Genomic DNA, 23,958 nt, shown 5'->3' on the forward strand with positions numbered 1-23,958 from the left:
CTTATTGCTTAGCAACTAAATCGGCAGGGTTAGCAGTGAGTGTAAATGCCACACCTTGGGTATTAATTGTCACTTTATTTGGTGATATTGGCATGCCAGGCCCTACGCGAGCTGGCCCATTCACGGCAATCACATCACCCTGTTCAAGGCCAGAGGTAATGGCACGTAATGCGCCATAGCGCTCACCTACAGTAACCAATTTATATTGCAGTACATTATTTTCGCCCACGGTAAGAACAAAACGATTTTTTAAATCAGTACCAATAGCCCTATCTGGAATAATGACGGTTTCGCGTACTGCATTGGCAGCCAATTTAATCCGTGCAAAAGAGCCTGAGCGTAACTCGTTACTACGATCTTCAAATACCGCTCGTACACGTAATGTGCCAGTAGAAGCATTAATTTGGTTATCTATAAAGTTGATGTGGCCGTTGTAATTAAAATCACTCTGCCCTACTTTTTGCATAACAACAGGTTGCTTGCTTGATGCAGTAACATCATCAAATGCATTGTTCCAAGTACGTTCATCGACATCAAAGTAAGCATACATTTTGTCATTTGAAACAATTGAAGTGAGCACGCTTTGCCCGGCAAGGATGTTGTTACCTTTAGTGATGTTTGCGCGAGAGATAATTCCATCAATAGGTGAAACCACAGAGGTAAACTCTAAATCAAGTTCTGCGGCTTTAAGCTGCGCTTTAAGTGCAGCAAGTTGTGCTTCACGTTGACGTAACGTTGAGGTACGAGCTTGCGCTTGTTCTGTAGAAATTGCTTTACGCTCAGTTAGGCGCACTGCACGTGATGCTTCGCTTTTTGCTTGTTCAAGAGCCGCTTGTGCACTTTTAACCTGAGCTTGTAAACTAGCTACCGTGGCTCTAAATGAACGATCATCAAGGCGAAATAACACATCACCTTGTTTAACAGCATCCCCTTCTTTAAATTCAATTTGCTCAATAATGCCTGATACACGCGGCATTAATGCCACTTTTTGCGGTGACTCTAAGCGCGTTGTATAGGTATGCCAACTTTGTACAGGCTTGACCAGGACTTGGGCTACATCAATAGCTTGATATTGTTGTGCGGGTGCTGATTGCGCTGTGCTTTCTTCAGCACAACCGGTCAGAGTAATTAATGCAACAGATAAGGCTGTAGCAACTAAGTGTTTGTTCATAACGACGCTCCTGTTAATTAGGCGATACATAATACGGAACATACTTGTTGACAAAAACAATAGATTTTTAAATTCATTAGTGCCAAAATGGCATCAAAGTGACACAGTGGTGCAATAATGGATACAACAAGCCGACTCTTAATGCTGCTTGAAGTGGTTGAGCAGGGATCATTTGCTAAAGCTGCTGAAATACGCAACATTGATCGTTCCGTGATCTCTAAACAAATTAGTCGTTTAGAAGATGAGCTAGGCGTGAGGCTATTAAATCGAACCACCCGCTCGTTTTCACTTACCGCAGCAGGCGCTGAAATGATAAAAAAAGCGGACGAGTTGCGAAGCCTACTCGGCGATACCCTGCGTATGGCAGAGAATTATCACTTAGAACCTCGTGGCGTATTAAAAATTACCTCATCGACTTTAATTGGTCGGCGTTATTTACAACCAGTGATCAATGATTTCCAAAAGCGCTTTCCGCAAGTGGAAGTAGAACTTCGTTTAGATGATCGGCTTGTCGATATTGTCTCAGAAGGATTTGATTTAGCATTTAGAGTGGGTGAGCCAAAAGACTCCTCTTTGATTGCTCGAAAGATTGCGCGTAATCGTTTATTACTTTTAGCTTCCCCTGCATTTATCGAAACCTATGGAATGCCGAAAAACATAACTGATTTAGCACAATTACCCGCCGCTAGTTACGCAAGTAGTTCACTGCGAGTTGATGGAGTAAGTTACTACAACCATCTGGGTGAACAATGCGAACAAAAAATTAAAAGTGTATTTAGAGCCAATGATGCTGAAGCACTGTTAATGAAAACACTCTCTGGAACCACTTACGTTTTAGCTCCCGCGTTTATATTGGATAAAGAAGTGATTGATGGACAACTGGTGCCTTTATTAACGGATCTAAAATTAATGGAACACAGTGCCATGTATGCAGTATACCCACATCGTGATTTACCGGTAAGAACCCGGTTATTTTTTGATGCTGTACGTGAATATATTGGTAAAGAAAAACCGATTTGGGAAAACAGTATTCCTGATTTTGAACAAATGTATTAAGCCGCACTAAACTTAACCATGCACTAAAATATCAGTACAGACCTCGTTGCGGCCAGTTTCTTTGGCTTTATAAAGTTGTTTATCAGCCAAGTCTATTAGTTCACTAAGGCTTTGTTGCTGGTATTGAACAACGCCTATACTAGCGGTTAACTTAATGGTTTCACCATTGGCAATGATGTGCTTATTTTGTATTGCGAGTCTTAACTTTTCTGCCACTGCTAAGGCTGCTTGCGGGCTATCAAAGTTGCTCATTAGGGAAAACTCTTCACCTCCCACTCTAAATACATACCCTTTAGCAAAAGTGACACGCAATAATGTTGCTAGCTCAACCAACACTTTATCGCCCACCTCGTGCCCATACTGATCATTAATTTGTTTAAAGTAGTCTAAATCGAGTAAAAATAAGTAAAGTTGAGATTTATCTCTGAGCTCTACTTCAAAATAGTGGTTCATTGATAAACGATTACCAGCACCGGTTAGGGGATCGAGTAACGCTAAATTTTTTAAACGTTTCGAAAAATCAGCTCTATTACCTTCAAAAACATGAGATATGGCCCATATGCTTATGTATACGAATAATAAGTTAAGTCCTATGTTAAAAGCTGAAAACGATGAATGTGGCAGTTTTTGAGATAACACCATCAACTGCAAAACAAGTAATGCCGAAGACAAAATTAACCCATAACGCCTACCAATTAGTAAGTAATAAAGAATAGGCAAAATAAATGTCCATAAAAACAGACCGTTTTTAAGAGGGGCTAAGTAAGTGCCGCACAACACAATTAAAGAGATGGCTAAACACATGATAATGGCATGCCAGCGCTTAGGGTAGTGTTTTTGTGAGTGCTTAAAAATATACAAGCATAATAAGGAAAAGCCGACTTCGAGACCACCAACAAGGTGTAAATTATTTACTGATAAATTAAAACCGGCAAACACCAACGACAAAAAACCAAAGCAAATACACATCCATTTAAGAACGTGCTTGCGTAGCGTTTTTGTACTATTAAGAGCAGCTATATCCATGGATAACTTAAAAGATTTTTGATGGCTTATAATACCCCTGAAATGCAAAAATCACAATTTTCAGCTAAATAAGCCAGTAAAAACAAGTAAAAAGAACTAGAAAACAACCTCAATCTGTAAGCAAGTCATTAACAGTACCCACTAAATCAGCAAATTCTTCGTCAACATGCGCTAACTGTTTAACGCTCAGCGTTTTATTTAACTTGAGTAGCAAATGCGCATAAGCTTTTAAATTTTGTTCATTTTGCTCAAGCAGCTCATTACTCATATATTGCTCACGCTCAGTGATAATGGTGTGTAATTGCTGGGTAAACTCTGCCTCGCTAAGTGTTTGCTGGCTAAAAAGGGCTTCAAGTGCGGCTAAACGCGTTAGTTTATAGTCGTACCATAAATCACTGGTAGAGATATGCCCACTATTGGCTTGTGATATGAGCGTTTGCTGCTCAGAAGTGAGTTTGCCAAGCCACTGCTTGTAGTAATCTAGTTGCCTCTCTAAGCGTTGTTGTTGGTGCTCCTCTTTAGTTAATGAAGCGTGCTCTTGGATTTCATCATTAATTTGCTCGCGAATATTTTCTACCATTTCACTTCGCTGTGATGGGGTTAAGGTCAGCGCTAACTCAATTAAAGGGTCACTAGTATGCAACAGCAAGTTTCGCCAATGCTGCTTCACTTGGGTTATTTTATCCATCAACTGCGCAGTATCGGCTTCATTGTTTAGCAATTGTCTTAGGTCGAGTAAATCGGCTTTATATTTTGGTAATTCAACTTCACGATGCCAATCTCGGGTGTCGTTAATAATCGCTTTTAACTGCTTAGATTGGCTTTTATTAAGATCAACGTAATCATCTATCCAAAATGACGATAACCAACCTAGGTTGTTATAGGCAAATGTCGTTGAACAGCTGGTAATAAATAACAAACTGGTTATAAAAATAATTTTGCCTAGTTTTATATTTTTTAAATTATTTAACATGAAAAGACCCCGTTGTATGATGCTTTGGTTGCCAAAAATCATCATAAGTAATTATGTAAGCTACTGCTTGCTTTTATTTTTTTCATTTTTCTATAGAATCGCAAGCTAACGCAATTTATATCATAGCTATGTGCTTAAGTTTAGAATTTTTGAGCTATAGTTAAAGCTACTTGTTAATACGTTTGTATATCTAATTTATAAACGTTGGCGTTATTGATTTAGCTCATAATTTATTAGCTACTCGAGTAAGAAGTAAATGATTAATCGTTATGATGCTTACCAACAACGATAACTAATTTGGAGACATGCATATGTCACAGTCTAATTTAAAAGCAATGTTCTTTGCGGGTATTATACTTGCTACACCTTATGCTTATGCAGGGCTTGAGGAAGGCATAATAGCTGCAAACGCAGGGCAATTTGAGGAAGCACTAAAAGAGTTTAATTACCTTGCAGACAAAGGCTATGCCCCAGGTATTTACGAACTAGGTAAGTTGTACGAGGGCGGACATGGAGTTACTCGCGACTACTACAAAGCTGCAGAGCTTTATCAACAAGCAGTTAAAAAGAATCATGTAGATTCGATGTTTGCACTTGCAGTATTGTATGACGAAGGCAATGGCGTAAAGTTAGACAAACAAATGGCTATTAGCTTATTTGAGAAAGCAGCCAATAAAAACCTTCCTGCTGCACAGTATAATTTAGGGGTAATGTACGCCAACGGCGATGGCGTGAGCCAAGATTATAAAGCCGCCAGAACATGGTATGAAAAAGCAGCCGCAAATAATTACACTCTTGCACAATTTAATTTAGCACTGATGTATTTCGAAGGCTTAGGAATGCCAAAAAACCTTGAAATGTCGTATGTGTGGAATACCATTGCTGAGTATAACGGTAATATGCAAGCTAGTCACAGTCGTAAACTTGATGAACGCACTATGCTCCCTAAGGAAGTCGCTGAGGCTAAAGAAAAAGCCGATGCTATTTATAATAAAATTTTAGCGGGTACTTATGCGGGTGAAGGGCGAATGTTTTAAGCCAAAAGAATAACTAAAAAAGCTGAATGAAGTGATTCATTCAGCTTTTTTATTTTAAGTACTACAGGCTATTTTACATAAAGCCACTTTAGCACTTTGATCAGTAATTTATTTTGTTTAAGTAATAAACCTATACGCGGATTAAACGAGCCTGATACTAAGGTATTTTTTGCATGGCTAAAGGTTAAAAAGCCTTCTTTAGCATGATAATGCCCCATTCCTGAATGACCCACCCCGCCAAATGGTACATCATCGGCAGCTACTTGTATTAATGTATCGTTAACGGCAACGGTTCCGCTAAGTGTTTGCTTAATAATGTACTGTTGCGCTTGCTTGTCTTGGCCCAAAATATAGACCGCTAATGGATGATGGCGTAGTCGAATATAATTAAGCGCATCATCTAATTTGTCATAACTCATAATCGGTAAAATAGGCCCAAATAACTCTTCTTGCATTAATTGCATCTCGTCGGTGACATGCGTCACAATATGCAGACCCATCCGGTGTTTTTCAGCATCTTGTTGATTTTGCTCAAGTGGCTTTGTTATTTTAGCGCCTTGTTGTTGTGCTTGTTCTAAATAACCTAGCAGACGTTGATAATGAGCTGGACTAATAATAGAGGTCAGGTTTTTCCCTTCAACACCTTGCTTAAAGTGCTTTTTATAAAGTGTGCACAAAGCTTTAATAAACTGATGTTCTAGTGCTTTAGGAACAAATACGTAGTCAGGAGCCACACATATTTGCCCTGCATTGGCCATTTTGCCAAATAATAGAGCACGTGCGGCTTTATTTGCGTCTGCTTTTTCTAACACAATGACTGGCGATTTTCCGCCTAGTTCTAAAGTGACTGGTGTTAAATTTTTACTCGCTGCGCCCATGACCAACTTACCGACCGCTGTTGAGCCAGTAAATAATAAATGTGCAAAGGGTAATGATGAAAACTCACTCGCCACCTCGCTGCCACCTTGAATAATGGTGCAGTGTTGGCTTAATTCACCTATAAATATTTTTTCAAGAACCGCATTGGTATTAGGCGTAAATTCACTGAGCTTTAGCATAACCCTGTTGCCCGCTGCAATCGCGGTGATGACCGGTACCAATGCCAATTGAATAGGATAGTTCCACGGTGCAATCACACCCACCACGCCAATAGGCTGATAGGTTACACTTACTTTTGAGGGCCATAAGCTTAACCCCGCGCTGCGATGACTAGGCTTAGACCAGCGAGGTAACTTTTTAATAATATGTGCAAGCCCCTGCATGGTGGGCAAAATATCACCTACTAAGGTATCAAAGGCCGTTCGGTAACCAAAATCTTTAGATACTGCAGCAATTAAGTCTTGCTCTAGCGTTACAATGTTAGCGCGTACTTGCTTGAGTAAAGCAAGGCGTTGCTCAATGGGTAAGTAAGGGGTGTCTTCAAAAGAGTGCTTTAGTTCATTAAATTGTGAACGCAAAGTCCCTGTAGATAATGTATCAGTGGTCAAAATAGGCTACTCGATTTATAACGTTTTCAAGACTATAACCTTGATCTGTTACACGAGCAATAAAGAGTGATTTTGCAACATAATGAAAAGCGTTGCAAAAACACTCATAAGGTTGGTTGGAACTCATACCGATGCACAGCTTTTATGTGCATCGGTTATCTGTTTTGTTAGTTGATTAAAGTGGGTTATTAAAAGCCAAAAACCTGGGCTGCTATGGTCATTGTTACTAAGGTAATTAAAACTATAGCGACAATATTTAACACAAAGCCAGCACGGATCATGTCTTTCATTTTAATTTCGCCCGAGCCAAACACAATCGCATTGGGTGGTGTGGCTACTGGCATCATAAATGCACAACTACATGCAATCGCAGCTGGAATAACCCACACTAACGGGCTGCCAGTTATTGACTCAGCAACTGGGCCTAGTAAGGGTAAAAAGCCTGCGGCTGTTGCCGTATTACTGGTAATTTCCGTTAAGAAAGTAATGAGTGCCACCACCACAAGAATGCTCATAACTAAAGGAATTGCACTGGCACCCTCAATCATGTTGGCAATGTAATCGGCTAATCCAGATGATTTAATTTGCGAGGCTAGCGTCAAGCCACCCCCAAATAAAAGCAACACACCCCAAGGTACTTTTGCTGCACTTTCCCAATCTAAAATTCGCTCATCACTGCCTTTATTTGCAGGTAGTACAAATAATAATAATGCCGCTGCAATAGCAATACCCGTATCTGAAATTTTAAGGCCGGTTACATCGCCTAGTAATGGTCTGAATATCCAACAAACAGCTGCAAACGCAAATACAAACAACACGCCCTTTTCAGCACGTTGCATTTCACCTAATTCTTTTAGCTGAGAAGAAAATACCGCCTTAGTATCAATTCGCTTGTTTGCTTGTACATTCGCATCAACTTTGTAGGTAAACTTAGTTAGCCAAATCCAGCTGATGATTAACATGCCAAGTGCTAATGGCACACCAACTATCATCCATTGGGCAAAGCCAATTTCAATCTGGTAGCTATCTGATAGGTATGCAGCCATTAATGCATTCGGTGGAGTACCAATTAAAGTAGCAATACCACCAATACTCGCACCATAAGCAATAGATAGTAAAAGTGCTTTACCAAACCCCTCATTACTAGGATCTGAGCTTTTAACTAAATGAGTGATAGATAAGGCAATAGGCAACATCATTACTGCGGTAGCGGTATTAGACATCCACATTGATAAAAATGCAGTCACTAACATCATGGCTAAAATTTGTAAGCTTGGTTTTTTACCTGCATAAAGCATAGTTCTTAATGCAATACGCTTGTGTAACCCCCAACGCTCCATAGCAATTGAGATTAAAAAGCCGCCTAAAAATAAAAAGATCAGCGGATGCGCATAAGGAGCTGCAACACTTTTTATAGCCGCTATATCTACGATAGGTGAAATCACTAACGGAAGTAGTGCAGTAGCAGGAATGGGCACAACTTCACTTACCCACCACGATGCCATCCAAAATGCTAAGCCTGCAGTTTTAAATGCGGCGGCCGACATTCCTACCGGCGGCTCAGCTAAACAAGTCAGTAACATTACACACGGACCAAGTAATAATAACAGCCATTGCATAAACGGCTTTTTATTGGCGTTATTTTCTAAAATACGTTTTGTCATATTAACAGCCTTTAAAATTTATATTTAAGACCAAGCGCAACACTACTATCAGCATTCTCTTCTAGGTCGAGGTCAGTATATAAAAGGTAAGCGGTAGTTTGCTTGTCAAAGATGTAGTCTACACCGGTAGTCCACTGAGTAGCGTCTGATGCTTGACGTAGTTTTGAATCATCTTTTGCAAATTGTACTTTAGGAACCCATTTATCGAGCTTGTAACTTGCACTTAACACATAACCATTCCCTGATTTAGTACCATCAATAGATTCTGAATGTTGGTATAACGCACCTAATTTTAGCTTTTCAAATTTATATACACCTGCGATACGGCTTGCTTTAATGTTATTAAGTGAGTCAACATGGCTTATTGAAATAGAGTAAGGTGTTTTATTTAAACTACGGTCACCATAAATCAGGGTTGCCGCAAATCCAGCTTCATTATCTTTGTTGTCATCTTTTGGCGCATAGGTAAATGAAAACTGTGCATTGTGCCAGTATTTAGAGGTATAAGTAATGGTGTCGCCTAATCGGTCTTGTCCGGCAATAACTTGTGAAATATCTGCTTGGGTTTCGTTAAAGTTATCAAGCTTGCCTTCAGAGTATTTAAAACGCGTGTCGTTTCGCCCTACGACCACTTCACCAAACGCACCTTTTAGGCCAAGGTAAGTATTACGTGCTGCAAAAGGCTCATTGGTATCGTCGTGTTCAAAACCTTTTACTTGAACCTCGTATTTAAATACGGCAGTAAAATACTCATTTAATTTATGGTCCCCTTTAATACCAATACGCGAAAAAGGGGCATCTATTTGTGTGCCTTCATCTGCATAACGCATCATGCCAGTATCGGTGTTGGCAATTTGTACTTCGGCTTTACCATACACAGTGTAATCTGCAGCAAACGCTGTTACAGGTAGTGTGGCAGCACTGCATAACGCAGCAAGTCCTGAACCTTGGAATAGATTATTTTTCATTATGTATCCTAATTATGTGATGTTACTTGTTGTCTACAACTGTAGAGCAAGAACATGACCAACTGGATAATAACAATAAATTTCAGTGACTTAAAAAACAAAACCATGATAAAAAGCTTTAAAATGTGCGGATTTCCACACACTTTAAATACCTACTATCACCATTTCCACCCACTAATCGGTAAACATATCTCGATTAAGGTTATATTTACTCATTTTATCGTAGAGGGTTTTGCGCGCGATTTGCAACGTTGCCATGGTGTCTTTAATACTGCCATGATTAAGCTCTAAGGCTTCTTCAATTAAAGACTGTTCATAAAAGCTGACCTTTTCTGCAAGGCTTAAGTCCAATGATAACGACGAGCCACTACTGCTTGAGTCACTCTGTGCAAAAGCCAGATCGGGGCCAAGTAGTACCGCTCGTTCAGCCTGGTTTCTTAATTCACGAACATTACCTGGCCAATCATGCGCAAGTAGGCGCTGTTGTAACTCAATATTAAGCGCACCTAAAGGTTTATGAAAACGAGTGGCCGCAATAGAGCTAAAGTGCTTAAACAACAAAGGAATATCGGCTTTTCTATCTCTTAACGCGGGAATGCTGACTTTAACTAAACTCAATCGATAGTATAAATCGGCTCTAAACTCACCTTTTTCTACCAACGAAAGTAAATCGACCTTAGTGGCCGCAACAATACGAATATCAAGGTCAATGGCTTTATTTGCACCAACGGGAGTAACTTTTCGCTCTTCAAGCACCCGTAGTAATTTAACTTGTAGTGACAAGGGAGTGCTTTCAATTTCATCTAAAAAAACCGTGCCGCCTTGTGCAAACTCAAACTTGCCTTTGCGATCTTGTGTTGCGCCGGTATATGCACCACTAACAGCACCAAACAATTCACTTTCTATTAGTTGCTCAGGCACCGCACCACAGTTAATAGCCACAAACTGACAGCTGGAACGGTTACTATGATCGTGTAAATAACGGGCAACCAATTCTTTACCTGTACCAGTTTCACCTTCAATTAATACATCTGCGGGTGTATCAATCACTGTGTTGAGTAAGTTCATCATGTGCTGCATTTTAAGGGTCTCTCCTAAAATGCGCACACCGGGCGCAGAGGTCTTTTCAACCGCACGCTTCAGAGCTCTGTTTTCCATAACTAAAGCACGTTTGTCTGAGGCCCTAGCAATGCAATCTAATAAATTTTCGTTCAGGGGTTTTTCAAATAGATCATAAGCACCTAATTGCATTGCTCTAACCGCTACAGAAACATCGGCATAACCTGTTAAAAATATTACCGGAAGTTCACTGTCAAATGCTTTTACCTGCTCAATAAAAGTTAAACCATCCATAGTTGGCATATTTATATCACTGAGGACAACGCCATAAAAATTGCGACTTAAACGGCTTAAAGCAATACTCGCATCACTAAAGCACTGCACCTCATACCCTTCGAGGGTTAAAAGCTGATTTAACGAATCACGGATCATCGCCTCATCATCAATAACAACCACTTGCTTACAAACAACGGCTTCAATCATTTTTTGGGGCCTCTATGCTTGATAAACTAATAATAAACTGTGCACCGCCTTGAGGACGATTGTGCGCCGTTAAGTAACCATTAAATGAATCAATAATTTGCTTTGATATTGATAAGCCCAGCCCTAAACCATTACTTGACTTGGTACTGTAAAAGGGTTCAAAAATAGATCCCAGCACATGGTGTTCAATACCTGGACCACTATCTAAAATAGAAAGCTTAACGCGCTCCTCAAAACACTCAACATCGAAACTAAGCTCTCGTTTAGGCTCACCTTTCATTGCTTGTGACGCATTGGTGATCACATTAACCAGTACTTGTTCAAATTTTAATGCATCAACCCACACCGTGATCTCTTGCGAAAACTGCGGAGCACTGACGTTCACATCGTCTTGTTTAAGTTGCGGGTGGGTGATCATCAACGCATTGTTTAATAACGCCGACAGTGGATGTGGTCGCAATTGCATTGTCGCCGGCTTACTAAAGTGTTTAAGCTGCGCCACTATTTTATGCACCCGCTCTACTAAATTCTCAATAATAATTAAATTTTCACTTAATGCATTGAGTTTCCCCTTTTTGAGGAAAATTTTAGCGCTTGCCAAATAAGTGTTCATGGCGCTCAGTGGCTGGTTAATTTCATGATTAATACCCGCACTTAGTTGCCCTATTGTGGCTAATTTTGCCGACTGTACTAGTGCTGTTTGCGCTTTTTCAAGCGCTTGGGTGCGCTCTAATACTTCAAGTTCTAAACTGTGACGCGAGTACAGTAATTTTTTATATCCGGCAAAGCGTGCCAATAAGCTATATCCGACAAAAATAAATACCCAATAAAACAACACAAGCCATAACAATCTGGGCACCTGTAATGCATTTATGCTTGAAATATCAACCAATACCGTCATCGTTGCATTTAGGTGTGTCAGTGGTCTTGAAGCGGCAACATATTGATCTTTAGCAATTTTAAATTGCTCAATGCCCTGACTTTTGTAGCGCTGCTGCTTTATTTGTAACGGTTGATGATCTAAGTAAGCACGGCGCTGTTTAATATCGCGGCGTGTAGTAATATCAAGCTCTGTAAACGTGTTTAAACGCCATGCTGGCTCATCTGACATAGCAATAACTTTATCCGCAAGCTGCAAATAAAAATGACTGCCTTTTGAAGTATTTAATAACGAACGATCGTTTTCAAATTTAGCGACATTAATTTTTAGTGCCACAACGCCAATGGCTTTGCCATCTTGGTAAATAGCCTGCGAGAAGTATATTCCGCGTTCTTTCGAGCGTTGTCCAAGAGCAAAGTAGGCGACCTTTTCTCCGGCAAAAGCTTGTTTAAAGTAAGGCCGAAATGCAAAGTTGCTCCCTAAAAACGTATAATCGGTTTGCCAGTTGCTACTGGCAATAACGTCGCCATGAGTATCTAGTATGTATACATCTGAGGCACCGCTGGCTTGTTGAATATCAGCCAAGTAATTATTAATTGCATTGAAGTGTTGTGATTCATTATTAGTAAAACGAATCAATAAATTATTTTCGGTAAGGAGCTGAGGAATAGCTGCAAAGCGCGCGAGTTCATTATCAATATAATTATTTAATTGAATGACCTGTTGGTCAGCTTGAATTTTAGCTTGGCCTAAATCATAAGCACGGCCAAATGAAAATGTAACCACTAATAACAGCACTAACAGAATACAAGCAAAAATAATTTTTTTAGGGATGGAGAACATAAACGCCTATGACACCAAGGTGCCAATAATAAGTAATAGCCACTATTGTATCGATTTATAGGTCTTTGCAGAAGAAACTTTTTGTTAACAAGTGTATTAAAACTAAAAAACCGTGAAACTAAAAATATTTCACGGTTTAATTCCCTGCAAGGGGATGCTGTTTTAGCTTAATCTACGCTTTTGCAAGCGCTGGCTTGTCTTTGAAGTACTTATACAAACCAATTAATGAGGCTGCGATCCAGAATATTTCAATTACAAAACTCGCTAAGTTAAAGTTATAGCAAAGACTAATAAGTAACAAAATAGCGCCACTTAAATTCATTAAGTTATACGTCAAACTTTTTGGCGATACTTTATTTAGTTGCAGTAAAAAAAACGAACCAACCACTAAAAAAGTGCCACTCATACCAACAATATCAAATAAAAGTGCAATCACACGTCTATCCTTTTCCATTTTAAAACCCAACTGACTGGCCCAATCCATGGGGAGGGTTTTTTTCAATCATTGAAACAGCAAAACCAGCGAAGTTTACCAGTGGAAAAAAAGCAAACAAGGGCTTATGTCCGCCTCTTGATAGTTTGGGTTAAATAGCTACTTTATTTAAAAGTGACTTTACCACCTATCATTTTATAAGCTGCAGTCCCTCTTATAGTCGTTGGGCGAGCAAAAGGCCGCTCACAGCCTGGACATACGCATTCAGTATGGGTGTGATCTTGGGTTATTCTTTCTATAAAGCATTTAACTAAAGCACCTTTACCCCCTTTACGGTATTTGAATAACGGTGCCTTACACGCAGAACAAAATATATCGACCGTTTTTGTAGGCCCTTTTTTATTGGGCTTAGCCATACTTCCTCAATCATTACTTTTTGATTAGTTAATAGCATATGCTATCACATGATAGAAAAGAAATTGATGGGCGTAGGAATTAATAATCAGAGTTATGTTTATTAAGTAATTAGATTAAAAATATTGTGCGATTAAACTTTATTAGCTAAACGTGTTAATTGAGCTGACAGCACATTCATACTAAGGGGCTTTATAATAAACCCTGATACCTTTGCATTAATTATCTTTTTTACAGTCTCAGAGCTGTCTTCACAAGTCACCATAAGTACGGGGAGCTGAGCATGCTCAGTATCCTTTCTAATAGCATCAAGTAGGGTAAGGCCATCCATTTTTGGCATATGTAGATCTGTTATAACCAAATCTATAAGTTGATTTTTAAGTATAGTTAACGCTTGCAGACCATCGGTTGCTTCAACAATGTCTTTATAATCTAACTGCCTCAACATATTAATGAGCACATGACGCATTAATGGCATGTCATCAACAACTAATATTCTCATACGAATGATTAACCAAAGTAGGTACAAACAAATCTTCATTAAAATGAATTAACAAAAACTGCTATAGGTAGTATTTACATTAGTTAACTATATTTGTTGAAGCAAATAATCAGTTTTATTTACACGACGCAAGTTTGATAATTAAGTCAGCATTAGAAATTACCAAACGAAGCTTGAATAAGCTCAGCTAAGCATGCTGGGCTGAGTGTAATTTCAAGTCCTCGCTTACCTGCGCTCACATAAATAGTATCAAAGTCTAATGCGCTTGAGTGTATGTAGGTCTTTAAGCGCTTTTTTTGTCCAAGAGGACTAACGCCTCCCAAAATATATCCTGTACTTGCCTGTACTTTTTGCGGCTCTGCCAGCATTACTTTTTTTACTGCGCAGAGCTTAGCCAATTGCTTTAAATTAACCTGCTGAGTAACTGGCGTCACAGCAACAATTAGTTGTTGTTCTGAGGTTTCTAACACCAATGTTTTAAATACTTGAGCGCTATTAAGATTTAGCTTTTCAACTGCTTCAAGGCCGTAATTAGTATTGTTTACATCGTGCTCATAGCTGAGTATATCAAATTTAATTCGGGATTTTTTTAGCTGTTCTATTGCAGGGGTCATCTGATATTGTCCTTAATAAATTTCTGATAACTTACCATATTAAACAAAAAAACGGCGCTTAAAAAAGCGCCGTTTTACCTAAGTTCTGTTAACCCTAATAATTACTTAGTCAGGTCATCAAAAAACTTTTTAACGCCATCAAAAAAGCCTTGCTCTTTTGGACGATTTTTTGAGCTATCTTTGCCCATGCTTTCTTCAAGTTCAGTAAGCAGCTCGCGTTGACGCTCGTTAAGATTCACAGGTGTCTCAATCACCACTTTACAAATTAAGTCACCTTGAGCACCACTACGTACAGACTTAACACCTTTACCACGCATACGGAACATTTTGCCCGTTTGTGTTTCTGAAGGTATTTTAAGTTTCGCACGGCCATCTAATGTTGGCACTTCAATTTCACCGCCAAGGCCTGCTGTAGTAAAGCTAATAGGCACTTCACAGTATAAGTTGTTCGCTTCACGAACAAATATCTTATGTTCACGAACCGACACTTGAACATACAAATCACCTGCTGGTGCGCCGTGCATACCAGCTTCACCTTCGCCAGATAAACGAATACGGTCACCTGTATCAACACCTGCTGGAATTTTTACCGATAGTGTTTTGGTTTTCTCTACACGGCCTTGGCCATGACATTTGTTACAAGGATCTGAAATAATTTGACCTTGTCCATGACATGTTGGACATGTTTGTTGTACGGCAAAAAAGCCTTGGCGCATTTGTACTTGGCCTGCACCGTGACAGGTTGTACATGTTTTTGGCTTAGAACCTGCTTTGGCGCCGCTGCCGTCACACGGGTCACAACTAACCCAAGTCGGTACTTTAATTTCAACGTCTTTACCACGAACCGCTTCTTCTAAGCTTAAGTCCATGTTGTAACGTAAATCGGAACCACGTTGCTGGCGAGATTGGCGTCGGCCACCGCCGCCACCAAAAATATCACCAAATACGTCACCAAAAATATCACCAAAGTCACCTTGGCCGCCGCCAAAGCCACCGTGACCACCGCCACCACCTTGTTCGAAGGCTGCATGGCCGTATTGGTCATACATTTGACGTTTTTGATCGTCCGTTAATATTTCGTAGGCTTCCTTTACTTCCTTAAACTTGGTTTCAAGGTCTTTATCACCGGCGGTACGATCTGGATGATATTTCATCGCTAAGCGTTTATACGCTTTTTTTATGTCTCGCTCACTCGCATCTTTGCTTACGCCGAGGACTTCGTAATAATCGCGTTTTGACATATCTATCACACTACTCTTTTCTATATGCAGCGCTAGCTGCTGGACAAACCGATAAATCATATCGATTTATCATTGAATTTTTAAAGCACTTTACTTACATCTCTTACATGCAAAAGGCGCGTTAAGCTTTAGCCTACGCGCCTCAGGTGTTCATCCTAACTTAAACACGCAATGTAGTCATGGTGTTTTCGGTTAGCGAGAAGCGTTAGTAACAATTACTTGTCGTCTTTAACTTCTTCGAACTCTGCATCAACAACATCGTCGTCTTGCTTAGCAGACTGTTGTTGCTCTGCACCGGCATCACCACCTGCTTGTTGTGCTTTAGCTTGGGCAATTTCCATTAGTTTTTGAGACTTTTCAGCAAGTGCTTGTGTTTTAGCTTCAATTTCTGCTTTGTCGTCGCTCTTAATTGCTCCTTCAAGGTCAACAACAGCCGCTTCAATTGCTTCTTTGTCTTCGCTTGGTAGTGCATCACCCGCTTCTTCAATTTGTTTACGTGTACCGTGAACAAGTGCGTCAGCTTGGTTACGTGCAGCCACTAACTCTTCAAACTTTTTATCGTCTTCAGCATGTGCTTCTGCATCGCGAACCATTTTTTCAACTTCTTCATCACTTAAACCTGAAGACGCTTGAATGGTGATTTTTTGCTCTTTACCTGTGTCTTTATCTTTAGCAGATACATGTAAGATACCATCCGCATCCACATCGAATGTTACTTCGATTTGTGGTGTACCACGTTGTGCTGGGCGAATACCTTCTAGGTTAAATTGACCTAGAGATTTATTGTCGCTTGAACGTTTACGCTCACCTTGTAGCACATGAATGGTTACCGCAGACTGGTTATCTTCTGCTGTTGAGAATGTTTGCGATTTCTTAGTAGGAATCGTGGTGTTTTTCTCAATCAGTGCCGTCATTACTGAACCCATCGTCTCAATACCTAGAGATAATGGTGATACGTCTAGTAATAGTACGTCTTTCACGTCGCCAGCAAGTACACCACCTTGAATCGCTGCACCTACTGCAACTGCTTCATCAGGGTTAACGTCTTTACGTGGCTCTTTACCGAAGAATTCCGCTACTGTTTTTTGAACAAGTGGCATACGAGTTTGACCACCCACAAGAATGATATCGTTGATATCGTTCACAGATAGGTCTGCATCAGCAAGTGCGCGTTTAAGCGGTTCAATTGACTTAGTTACTAAATCTTCAACTAGTGACTCAAGCTTAGCACGTGTTAGTTTAACGTTCATGTGCTTAGGACCTGACGCATCAGCGGTTACATACGGAAGGTTAACTTCTGTAGATTGTGCTGATGAAAGCTCAATTTTTGCTTTCTCTGCTGCTTCTTTAACACGTTGCATAGCAAGTGGGTCAGTTTGTAAATCAATACCTTGATCTTTCTTAAATTCAGCTACTAGGTAGTTGATAACACGGTTATCGAAATCTTCACCACCTAAGTGAGTGTCACCGTTAGTCGCTAGAACTTCAAATGTGTGCTCGCCTTCAACTTCATCAATTTCAATGATTGATAAATCGAAAGTACCACCACCTAAGTCATATACCGCTACTACGTTTTCGCCACGGTTTTTATCCATACCGTATGCAAGCGCTGCAGCCGTTGGCTCATTAATAATACGTTTTACTTCAAGACCCGCGATACGGCCAGCATCTTTGGTTGCTTGGCGTTGTGAATCGTTAAAGTATGCTGGTACTGTGATTACCGCTTCAGTTACTTCTTCACCTAAGAAGTCTTCAGCTGTTTTCTTCATTTTTTTCAGTACTTCAGCAGAGATTTGTGGTGCAGCGCGTTTTTCGCCGCCCGCTTCAACCCATGCGTCGCCATTATCAGCTTTGATAATTTTGAAAGGCATGATGCCGATATCACGTTGTACTTCTTCGTCTTCAAAACGACGACCAATTAAACGCTTAATTGCGAACAATGTGTTTGTTGGGTTAGTTACCGCTTGACGTTTTGCAGGTTGACCTACTAAAGTCTCACCGTCTTGCGTGTAAGCAATAATAGACGGGGTTGTGCGATCGCCTTCCGCATTTTCAATAACACGTGCTTTGTCACCATCAAGTACTGCAACACAAGAGTTAGTAGTACCTAAATCGATTCCAATAATTCTACCCATGAATCTTCTCCAACTTCTAAATTCGTTAATACGTTCGATGACTAGTTAATAGGGATGCTACAAACTTAATTCAACTGTAAAAATGAAAAAAAATTCATTTTTTTTAATTTATTTACTAAATAACCCTAAAAAGAGTAAGGATTGCTCATTTTTTGTTATTTAAGAGGACCTTTATTATCTGGTCTGATGAGTTTGTGTGTGATATAAATTTAGTAAATAACATCAAAAGGACATTATTTGTGCACTTTGAACAATTATTACAACTCGCCTCTCAAGTAAGTCAGAAAACAGGCCCAGAAACCAATACTATGCAGTTCCCTGCTAATTGGTGCCAAGGTAGAACGGCTTTTGGCGGACTCTCTGCGGCGCTTCTTTATCAAGCAATGCGCAATAAAGTTGATTCAACAAGACGACTGCTTTCTTTAAGCACAAACTTTGTAGGCCCTTTGTTGGCTGAAAAGCCATTTTCTTTGTCGGTAGAAATATTACGTGAAGGGAAAAGCAGCACCCAAGTGCTCGCCAAAGCAATTCAGGATGATTCAGTATGCGTAATTGTGCAGGCCTGTTTTGCTAAAAATCGTAATTCATCAATTAATGTACCGGTATCAAAGTCGCTAAGCTTACACCCTGTGAACGAACGTCACTGCTTAGGGTTTGTGCCTGGGCAAATGCCAGAGTTTTTTCAACATGTTGATTTGTGCCCTCAACAAGGAGCCATGCCGTTTAGCAGTGCTGAGACCTCTCATTTAGGTGGTTGGATGCGTTTTAAACATGCGCCAGAAGAAATTACTGAAGCCCATGTTATTGCCCTTACTGACGCATGGCCGCCAACATTGCTGCAAATGTTTAAACAACCAGCACCGGCAAGTAGCATGTCGTGGTATTTAGAGTTTGTACAAGCGCCTAACTTAGCGCCAGGTGAATGGCTGGGGTTTGAAGCAGTCACTCATCATTCAAAAGATGGGTATGGTCTTGAAGATGGCTGTATTTGGTCGCAATCAGGAGAGCTTATAGCCTTAACTCGCCAAACCGTGGCGTTATTTGATTAACAACTAAAAACGAGTGAAGTCGCGCTGAGTATATTGTTTATCTAAATTAAGCATTATGGTGCGATATTCACCGCTTTGAATTATGTTGGCTAAGCCTTTGTCAAACTGCTGTCTCAGCAAATCATTATTAAAGTACGCAGGCCTTGCCGCAGATGGAAAAATAGCATGGATAACAAAATCTTTTGTGGCATTGGTTTTTGATATTCCTTTAAGTAGTAAAGGAATATGCGTCTATCGAGAATAATCGTATCAACCCAGCCTGCCATTAAATGGTGAATCTGCGCTTGTTGATTAAGTACTTCTTCGTACCCTCTCAAGTTCTCTAAGTTGTGGCCAAACTCTTTTGGTAAATAAGCGGGTGCGTTTTGAAATGCTAAAACGCTTTTAGTGGCCAAATCGTAAATCGTATTAATATTGAAGTTACTCTTTTTAAGACTCACCACTACATTCTCATAACTTACAACAGATTGGCTTCGATATATGCCAGTAATTAAAATACCCGAATAATTTAATGCAATATCGACATGCCCTCGGTTCAATAAAGCATCGGCACGCTGATTTGACATATATTGCACATCAACCTTATTTATATTTTGGTTACTAAGTGCTGCTTTTACAATCTCGAGCTGAATACCTGAATCATTTTCACTTATTACATAAGGTGCAACTGTAGGGTTAGCAGCAATAGTAACTCGCTGCTGATTAATGCCTTTAACAAATGCCAAGCTATCGCCACATAAGCACACTAAGGCTAATAAAAATACCACTTTCACACTATCACCTAATCCGTTTTTATTTTCAGTTGTTGGGGTTACTTTTCTTATTATATTGTTAGTAATTTAGCCGCAGTGTTTGTATTTAGCTATTAATTATAGCAATATTTAAATTATTGAATTAACTATAAGCTAACATTTTGCAAACTGCCTGCCCAAGCTGTGATCTTATCATTGATATTCCCGTCATTAATGCAAAGCAAGTCGCACTGTGCCCTCGCTGCAACCATAAGATTCGCGGTATTAATGTTAATAATGACATCGAAATAGTCGCCCTGAGCCTCAGCGCACTGCTGATGTTGCTCAGCAGTATGTTTTATCCATTTATTTCTTTTAGTAGCAACGGTATTACCCAAACGATTACCCTACCTGACGCTGCTCGTATTTTATTTAATTATGATAGTGACCTACTTGGCCTATTTATTGATATCAGCATTATTATTTTACCTATGAGCTTGCTCATTATTTTAATCCCATTGCACTTAGGAGCACTTAAAACACTACCGCAAGCAATTGCAAGAAGACTATTAAAATTTACCTTGGCACTTGAACCTTGGATCATGTCAGAAATATTTTTGATTGGTGTTTTGGTTAGTATGGTTAAAATAATGTCATTAGCTGATGTTAGTTTTGGCACTAGCTTTTTTGCCTATGTGGGATTTGTAGTTTTATATGTTAGTGCGTTAACACGGTTAAATCGTGCCCGGTTATGGTCTCAGGTAAGCCCTGCAACTCGACTTGAAGGTAGTGCTGGCATAGAGCGTGCGATAGATGACAATATAAAAGCCTGTCATGTTTGCCACCAACTAAGTATCGAATCCACCTGCCCTCGTTGTCATAGTAAAACATATTTAAGAAACCCCTACAGCGTACAAAAGGCAGCGGCATGGTTAGTTACTTCACTTATTTGTTATATCCCAGCAAATTTACTGCCCATTATGTACACTATTAGCCTAGGGGATGAAACTCCTGCAACCCTTATTTCCGGTGTAATTACCTTATGGAATAGTGGCTCATACCCTATTGCGCTGATTATATTTTTTGCAAGTGTAGTGGTGCCATTAGCCAAGGCGCTTATTTTAAGCTTTTTGTGCATTATGGTTACAAAGCCCGCCAACCTTTATACAAAAGGTTACACAAAAGTGTACCAACTAACTGAATTTATAGGAAAGTGGTCTATGATTGATGTATTTGTTGTGGCTATATTAGTCGCCCTTGTGCAGTTAGGAAACTTAATGTCGGTTATACCGGGTTTAGGCATCGTCTTTTTTACTGTTATGGTATTATGCCAAATGATGGCAGCACACGCATTTGACCCTCGTTTACTGTGGGATTCACCTAAAAATAAAAACGCAGAGAATAAAGCATGACTAAAACAGCCAACGTAGCACAAAAAACACGGATTTCTGCGATTTGGATTATTCCAGCGGTTGCCTTATTTGTTGGTATTTGGATGCTTTATCAGTATCAATTAAATAAAGGGCAAACAATCTACATCACTATGCCGCAAGCCGAGGGCATTATTGCTGGTAAAACAGAAATTAAAGTGCGTAGTGTAAAAATAGGTCAAATAGATCATATACGCCTTTCCGACAGCCAAGACAGCGTAATAGCTCGGGCACAAATAGATAAAAATTACGATAATTTACTTACCGAAGATGCCAGCATTTGGGTTGTAAAACCTCGCATAGATGAAACCGGCATTACTGGTATGAGTACTTTACTTTCAGGGGTTTATTTAGAGTTTTCACCAGGCGAGAGCAAACAATTAAAGAAGCAGTTTAAACTTCAAGAAGAGCCTGCATTAATAGGCAAAGATGTACAAGGTGGACGCTTTAAGTTGCTCAGTTACAATGCAGAAGTACTCGATGTGAGTACTGGCATATTTTTTAAAAACTATAAAATAGGCCAAATAGAAACCGCCACCTTTGATTGGAAAAACCAAGCAATGCAATACGGTATTTTTATTAAAGCTCCCTACGAGAACTTGATCACCTTAAACTCTATTTTTTGGGTTAACTCAGGAATAGAAATAGATCTTTCTGCTGATGGCATAAATATTAACACCGGTTCACTGAGCAAGTTATTAAAAGGTGGTATTTCTGTTGGTTTACCTGACCAGCAAGCTCCCGGCGATTTGGCAAAAGACGGTCATAGCTTTTCTTTAAGTCAAAGTTACAAACAAGCTCTAGAAGAACGCTTTTATGACTTTGATTATTACCTTATCGAATTTGAACAATCCATTCGTGGGTTACGTGTAGGTGCGCCAGTAGAATATCGCGGTACACGCATAGGTACTGTAGTTGAAGCTCCCGCGAACGTAATAATAGATGGCAAACCCGCTCACTTTCGTGCTAAAAACACCGCTGTCCCTGTATTGATCAAAGTGGAATATGGACGTTTATACCACAACAACGCCTTAGCTAAAGAGTATTGGAAATCAAGCATAATCGAGTGGATAAAAAATGGTATGAGGGCATCATTAAAGCCAGGGAATTTGTTAACCGGTGCAGTTTATGTTGATTTTGACTTTTATACCGACACCCCTAAAAGCGAACTTAAAAAGCTTGCTCAATATGATGTATTTCCTAGTGTATCGAGCGGTATAACCGTGCTTGCTGACCAAGTGTCTGATGTACTGAATAAGGTAAATAATTTAAAAATTGAAGACAGCTTGGCAAAAATGCAAACAACCTTTAGCGAGTATCAGGCATTGGCCAGCGAGATGCGTATATTATTAAGTAAACCTGATACCCAAAATTTACCCGGTGACTTTAATCGTAATCTCGAAAAAATAACCAAAAGCATGGAACAGTTTGAAATAACCATGCGTCAATTCGATAAAACAATGGCAAGCTACCAAGCAGGATCTCAAATGCACCACCAGCTTGAACAAACACTGCTACAAATTAAACGTTTATCTGAAGAATTCCAACCACTTACACGTGGTTTAAACGAACAGCCTAACATGCTCATTTTTGATAAGTCACTGCCTAGTGACCCGCAACCGAGGAAACAATAATGAAAGCACTATTTTTACTTTTAACAAGTGTGCTCTTTATCAGTGGTTGTAGTTCGGCTATTCAAACTGCAACTCAATATTACCAGTTTGAGCAACCCATTAATGACTCTTCTCGTAATGTGCAAGATACACAGGCACAACTCAGAGTGCAAACAGTTACCTTAAGAGGGGCATTGAATAATCGGGGTATTGCGATGAAAGTAGATAGTAATCAAATTCATGCTGCTAATTATCATCTATGGGGGGAATCACCAGATGTTATGCTGAGTGCCAGCGCGCAGCAAACATTATTTAATACCATGACCAACTGGATGGTTATTAAAGGATTACCGGTCATTACCGACCAAGAGCAACAAACATTTTACGAATTAGAATACGAACTACACCACTTTAACGGTGATCTGCAAGGTAATGCAGATATTTCAGGGCTATGGCGTTTATACTACACTCACCCAGAATCAGGTAGACGTTTACTAAGCATCCATAATTTTTCATCTGTTATGCCAATCGACGATGATGGCTATGATTCATTGGTGGCGACTCTTGAAAAAATGTGGCAACAAATCAACATTCTTGCGGCAAAAGAAATTGAAAAAACAAGACTCAATCATAAATAAACACTTTGATGGTGGTTTTATCAGCATTGGTGACTGCCTTACCCACCTCAGTAAAACCTAGTTTATATAGTACATTTTGAGACCCTAAATTAGCCGTTGAAGTAATTGCGCATACATCTTTTATACCTAATTTATGCCTGTTATTTAAAAGTATTGTAGCTGCTTCAAAAATATATCCCTTTTTTTCAAAGCCGTCTTTTAACGCAAACCCTAAATCGGGATGTTGCATAGTCGCTCGCTGATAAAAACCAACAATACCAATAACCGTTTCATCATGAAGTGTGATTATATAAGGCCCAAAACCGTGTTCTTTGTGGGCAGATATAAAACTGTCTTTGATGTATTTTTTAGCGTCGTCTAAAGTGTAAATACCTTTATCACCAATGTATTTAATAAAGTTGGCCTGATTAACTAACTTAAGTAACTCCGCCGCATCTGCTATTTGTGCGAAGCGTATAAGTAAACGTTCAGTTTTAAAAGCAATATTCAAAATAACTCCTTAGAGTTCAAT

Annotated in this window: 22 protein-coding genes; 6 read left to right on the forward strand and 16 right to left on the reverse strand. The window is 39.6% G+C overall.

Annotated elements, in window-relative coordinates:
* Position 1 precedes the first annotated feature (1 nt).
* Positions 2 to 1,171 (reverse strand): efflux RND transporter periplasmic adaptor subunit, encoded by a 1,170-nt coding sequence (locus CWB77_RS03540; RefSeq protein WP_138621397.1) that lies wholly within the window; start codon positions 1,169 to 1,171, stop codon positions 2 to 4.
* A gap of 117 nt (positions 1,172 to 1,288) precedes the next feature.
* On the opposite strand from CWB77_RS03540, the gene CWB77_RS03545 reads away from it, so the two are divergent.
* Positions 1,289 to 2,227 carry a LysR family transcriptional regulator gene (locus tag CWB77_RS03545; RefSeq protein ID WP_010389001.1) on the forward strand — a complete coding sequence of 313 codons (939 nt, stop codon included), beginning with the start codon at positions 1,289 to 1,291 and terminating at the stop codon, positions 2,225 to 2,227.
* Between the two features lie 12 nt (positions 2,228 to 2,239).
* On the opposite strand, the gene CWB77_RS03550 is transcribed toward CWB77_RS03545, so the two are convergent.
* Entirely contained in the window at positions 2,240 to 3,253 is a 1,014-nt protein-coding gene (locus CWB77_RS03550; protein ID WP_138621399.1) for a GGDEF domain-containing protein, read from the reverse strand.
* A gap of 109 nt (positions 3,254 to 3,362) precedes the next feature.
* Complete coding sequence (locus tag CWB77_RS03555) at positions 3,363 to 4,226, reverse strand: DUF6279 family lipoprotein (protein ID WP_138621401.1); 864 nt, start codon at positions 4,224 to 4,226, stop codon at positions 3,363 to 3,365.
* Between the two features lie 311 nt (positions 4,227 to 4,537).
* Between CWB77_RS03555 and CWB77_RS03560 the strand changes: the two genes are divergently transcribed.
* Entirely contained in the window at positions 4,538 to 5,263 is a 726-nt protein-coding gene (locus CWB77_RS03560; RefSeq protein ID WP_010389004.1) for a tetratricopeptide repeat protein, read from the forward strand.
* A 68-nt stretch (positions 5,264 to 5,331) separates the two neighbouring features.
* On the opposite strand, the gene CWB77_RS03565 is transcribed toward CWB77_RS03560, so the two are convergent.
* The 11 genes from CWB77_RS03565 to dnaK all read right to left on the reverse strand — a co-directional run bounded on the left by CWB77_RS03565 (position 5,332) and on the right by dnaK (position 17,986).
* Positions 5,332 to 6,750 carry a coniferyl aldehyde dehydrogenase gene (locus tag CWB77_RS03565; RefSeq protein ID WP_138621403.1) on the reverse strand — a complete coding sequence of 473 codons (1,419 nt, stop codon included), beginning with the start codon at positions 6,748 to 6,750 and terminating at the stop codon, positions 5,332 to 5,334.
* Positions 6,751 to 6,938: 188 nt separating this feature from the next.
* The gene (locus CWB77_RS03570) at positions 6,939 to 8,414 is read right to left on the reverse strand and encodes an SLC13 family permease (RefSeq protein ID WP_138621406.1); all 1,476 of its coding nucleotides are present in this window, start codon (positions 8,412 to 8,414) and stop codon (positions 6,939 to 6,941) included.
* 11 nt (positions 8,415 to 8,425) lie between these two features.
* Positions 8,426 to 9,382, reverse strand: coding sequence for a porin (locus CWB77_RS03575; RefSeq protein WP_138621408.1), 957 nt, complete (start codon positions 9,380 to 9,382; stop codon positions 8,426 to 8,428).
* Between the two features lie 174 nt (positions 9,383 to 9,556).
* Positions 9,557 to 10,924, reverse strand: coding sequence for a sigma-54-dependent transcriptional regulator (locus tag CWB77_RS03580; protein WP_036954930.1), 1,368 nt, complete (start codon positions 10,922 to 10,924; stop codon positions 9,557 to 9,559).
* The gene (locus CWB77_RS03585) at positions 10,917 to 12,647 is read right to left on the reverse strand and encodes a sensor histidine kinase (RefSeq protein ID WP_138621410.1); all 1,731 of its coding nucleotides are present in this window, start codon (positions 12,645 to 12,647) and stop codon (positions 10,917 to 10,919) included. Before CWB77_RS03585 ends, CWB77_RS03580 begins: the two co-directional genes overlap by 8 nt.
* A gap of 172 nt (positions 12,648 to 12,819) precedes the next feature.
* Positions 12,820 to 13,083, reverse strand: coding sequence for a CBU_0592 family membrane protein (locus CWB77_RS03590; protein WP_010389010.1), 264 nt, complete (start codon positions 13,081 to 13,083; stop codon positions 12,820 to 12,822).
* Between the two features lie 161 nt (positions 13,084 to 13,244).
* Positions 13,245 to 13,496 carry a hypothetical protein gene (locus CWB77_RS03595; RefSeq protein ID WP_055011962.1) on the reverse strand — a complete coding sequence of 84 codons (252 nt, stop codon included), beginning with the start codon at positions 13,494 to 13,496 and terminating at the stop codon, positions 13,245 to 13,247.
* A 131-nt stretch (positions 13,497 to 13,627) separates the two neighbouring features.
* The gene (locus tag CWB77_RS03600) at positions 13,628 to 13,996 is read right to left on the reverse strand and encodes a response regulator (protein ID WP_138621412.1); all 369 of its coding nucleotides are present in this window, start codon (positions 13,994 to 13,996) and stop codon (positions 13,628 to 13,630) included.
* Between the two features lie 152 nt (positions 13,997 to 14,148).
* A complete protein-coding gene (gene ybaK, locus CWB77_RS03605; protein WP_076919711.1) occupies positions 14,149 to 14,610 on the reverse strand; it encodes a Cys-tRNA(Pro) deacylase in 462 nt (153 codons plus the stop codon).
* A 101-nt stretch (positions 14,611 to 14,711) separates the two neighbouring features.
* The gene (gene dnaJ / locus CWB77_RS03610; RefSeq protein ID WP_138608032.1) at positions 14,712 to 15,851 is read right to left on the reverse strand and encodes a molecular chaperone DnaJ; all 1,140 of its coding nucleotides are present in this window, start codon (positions 15,849 to 15,851) and stop codon (positions 14,712 to 14,714) included.
* 215 nt (positions 15,852 to 16,066) lie between these two features.
* Positions 16,067 to 17,986 (reverse strand): molecular chaperone DnaK, encoded by a 1,920-nt coding sequence (dnaK, locus tag CWB77_RS03615; protein WP_138621414.1) that lies wholly within the window; start codon positions 17,984 to 17,986, stop codon positions 16,067 to 16,069.
* Positions 17,987 to 18,225: 239 nt separating this feature from the next.
* Here dnaK and CWB77_RS03620 point away from each other — a divergent pair, with 239 nt between their 5' ends.
* The gene (locus CWB77_RS03620) at positions 18,226 to 19,035 is read left to right on the forward strand and encodes an acyl-CoA thioesterase (RefSeq protein WP_138621416.1); all 810 of its coding nucleotides are present in this window, start codon (positions 18,226 to 18,228) and stop codon (positions 19,033 to 19,035) included.
* Between the two features lie 113 nt (positions 19,036 to 19,148).
* Here the strand turns inward: CWB77_RS03620 and CWB77_RS03625 are convergent, their stop codons facing one another.
* On the reverse strand, positions 19,149 to 19,808 hold the full coding sequence (locus CWB77_RS03625) for a transporter substrate-binding domain-containing protein (protein ID WP_249931421.1): 660 nt from the start codon (positions 19,806 to 19,808) through the stop codon (positions 19,149 to 19,151).
* 140 nt (positions 19,809 to 19,948) lie between these two features.
* Here CWB77_RS03625 and CWB77_RS03630 point away from each other — a divergent pair, with 140 nt between their 5' ends.
* The 3 genes from CWB77_RS03630 to CWB77_RS03640 are packed head-to-tail and all read left to right on the forward strand — an operon-like array spanning position 19,949 to position 23,447.
* The gene (locus tag CWB77_RS03630) at positions 19,949 to 21,178 is read left to right on the forward strand and encodes a paraquat-inducible protein A (protein WP_138621418.1); all 1,230 of its coding nucleotides are present in this window, start codon (positions 19,949 to 19,951) and stop codon (positions 21,176 to 21,178) included.
* A complete protein-coding gene (gene pqiB / locus CWB77_RS03635) occupies positions 21,175 to 22,830 on the forward strand; it encodes an intermembrane transport protein PqiB (protein ID WP_109875241.1) in 1,656 nt (551 codons plus the stop codon). The genes CWB77_RS03630 and pqiB overlap by 4 nt, the downstream gene beginning before the upstream one ends.
* Positions 22,830 to 23,447 carry a PqiC family protein gene (locus tag CWB77_RS03640; protein WP_138621421.1) on the forward strand — a complete coding sequence of 206 codons (618 nt, stop codon included), beginning with the start codon at positions 22,830 to 22,832 and terminating at the stop codon, positions 23,445 to 23,447. Before pqiB ends, CWB77_RS03640 begins: the two co-directional genes overlap by 1 nt.
* Here CWB77_RS03640 and CWB77_RS03645 read toward each other — a convergent pair.
* On the reverse strand, positions 23,434 to 23,937 hold the full coding sequence (locus CWB77_RS03645; RefSeq protein WP_075170363.1) for a GNAT family N-acetyltransferase: 504 nt from the start codon (positions 23,935 to 23,937) through the stop codon (positions 23,434 to 23,436). The two genes, CWB77_RS03640 and CWB77_RS03645, sit on opposite strands and share 14 nt — an antisense overlap.
* Positions 23,938 to 23,958: the final 21 nt, after the last annotated feature.

The organism is Pseudoalteromonas sp. S1610 (assembly GCF_005887465.1).
Taxonomy (GTDB): Bacteria; Pseudomonadota; Gammaproteobacteria; order Enterobacterales; family Alteromonadaceae; genus Pseudoalteromonas; species Pseudoalteromonas undina.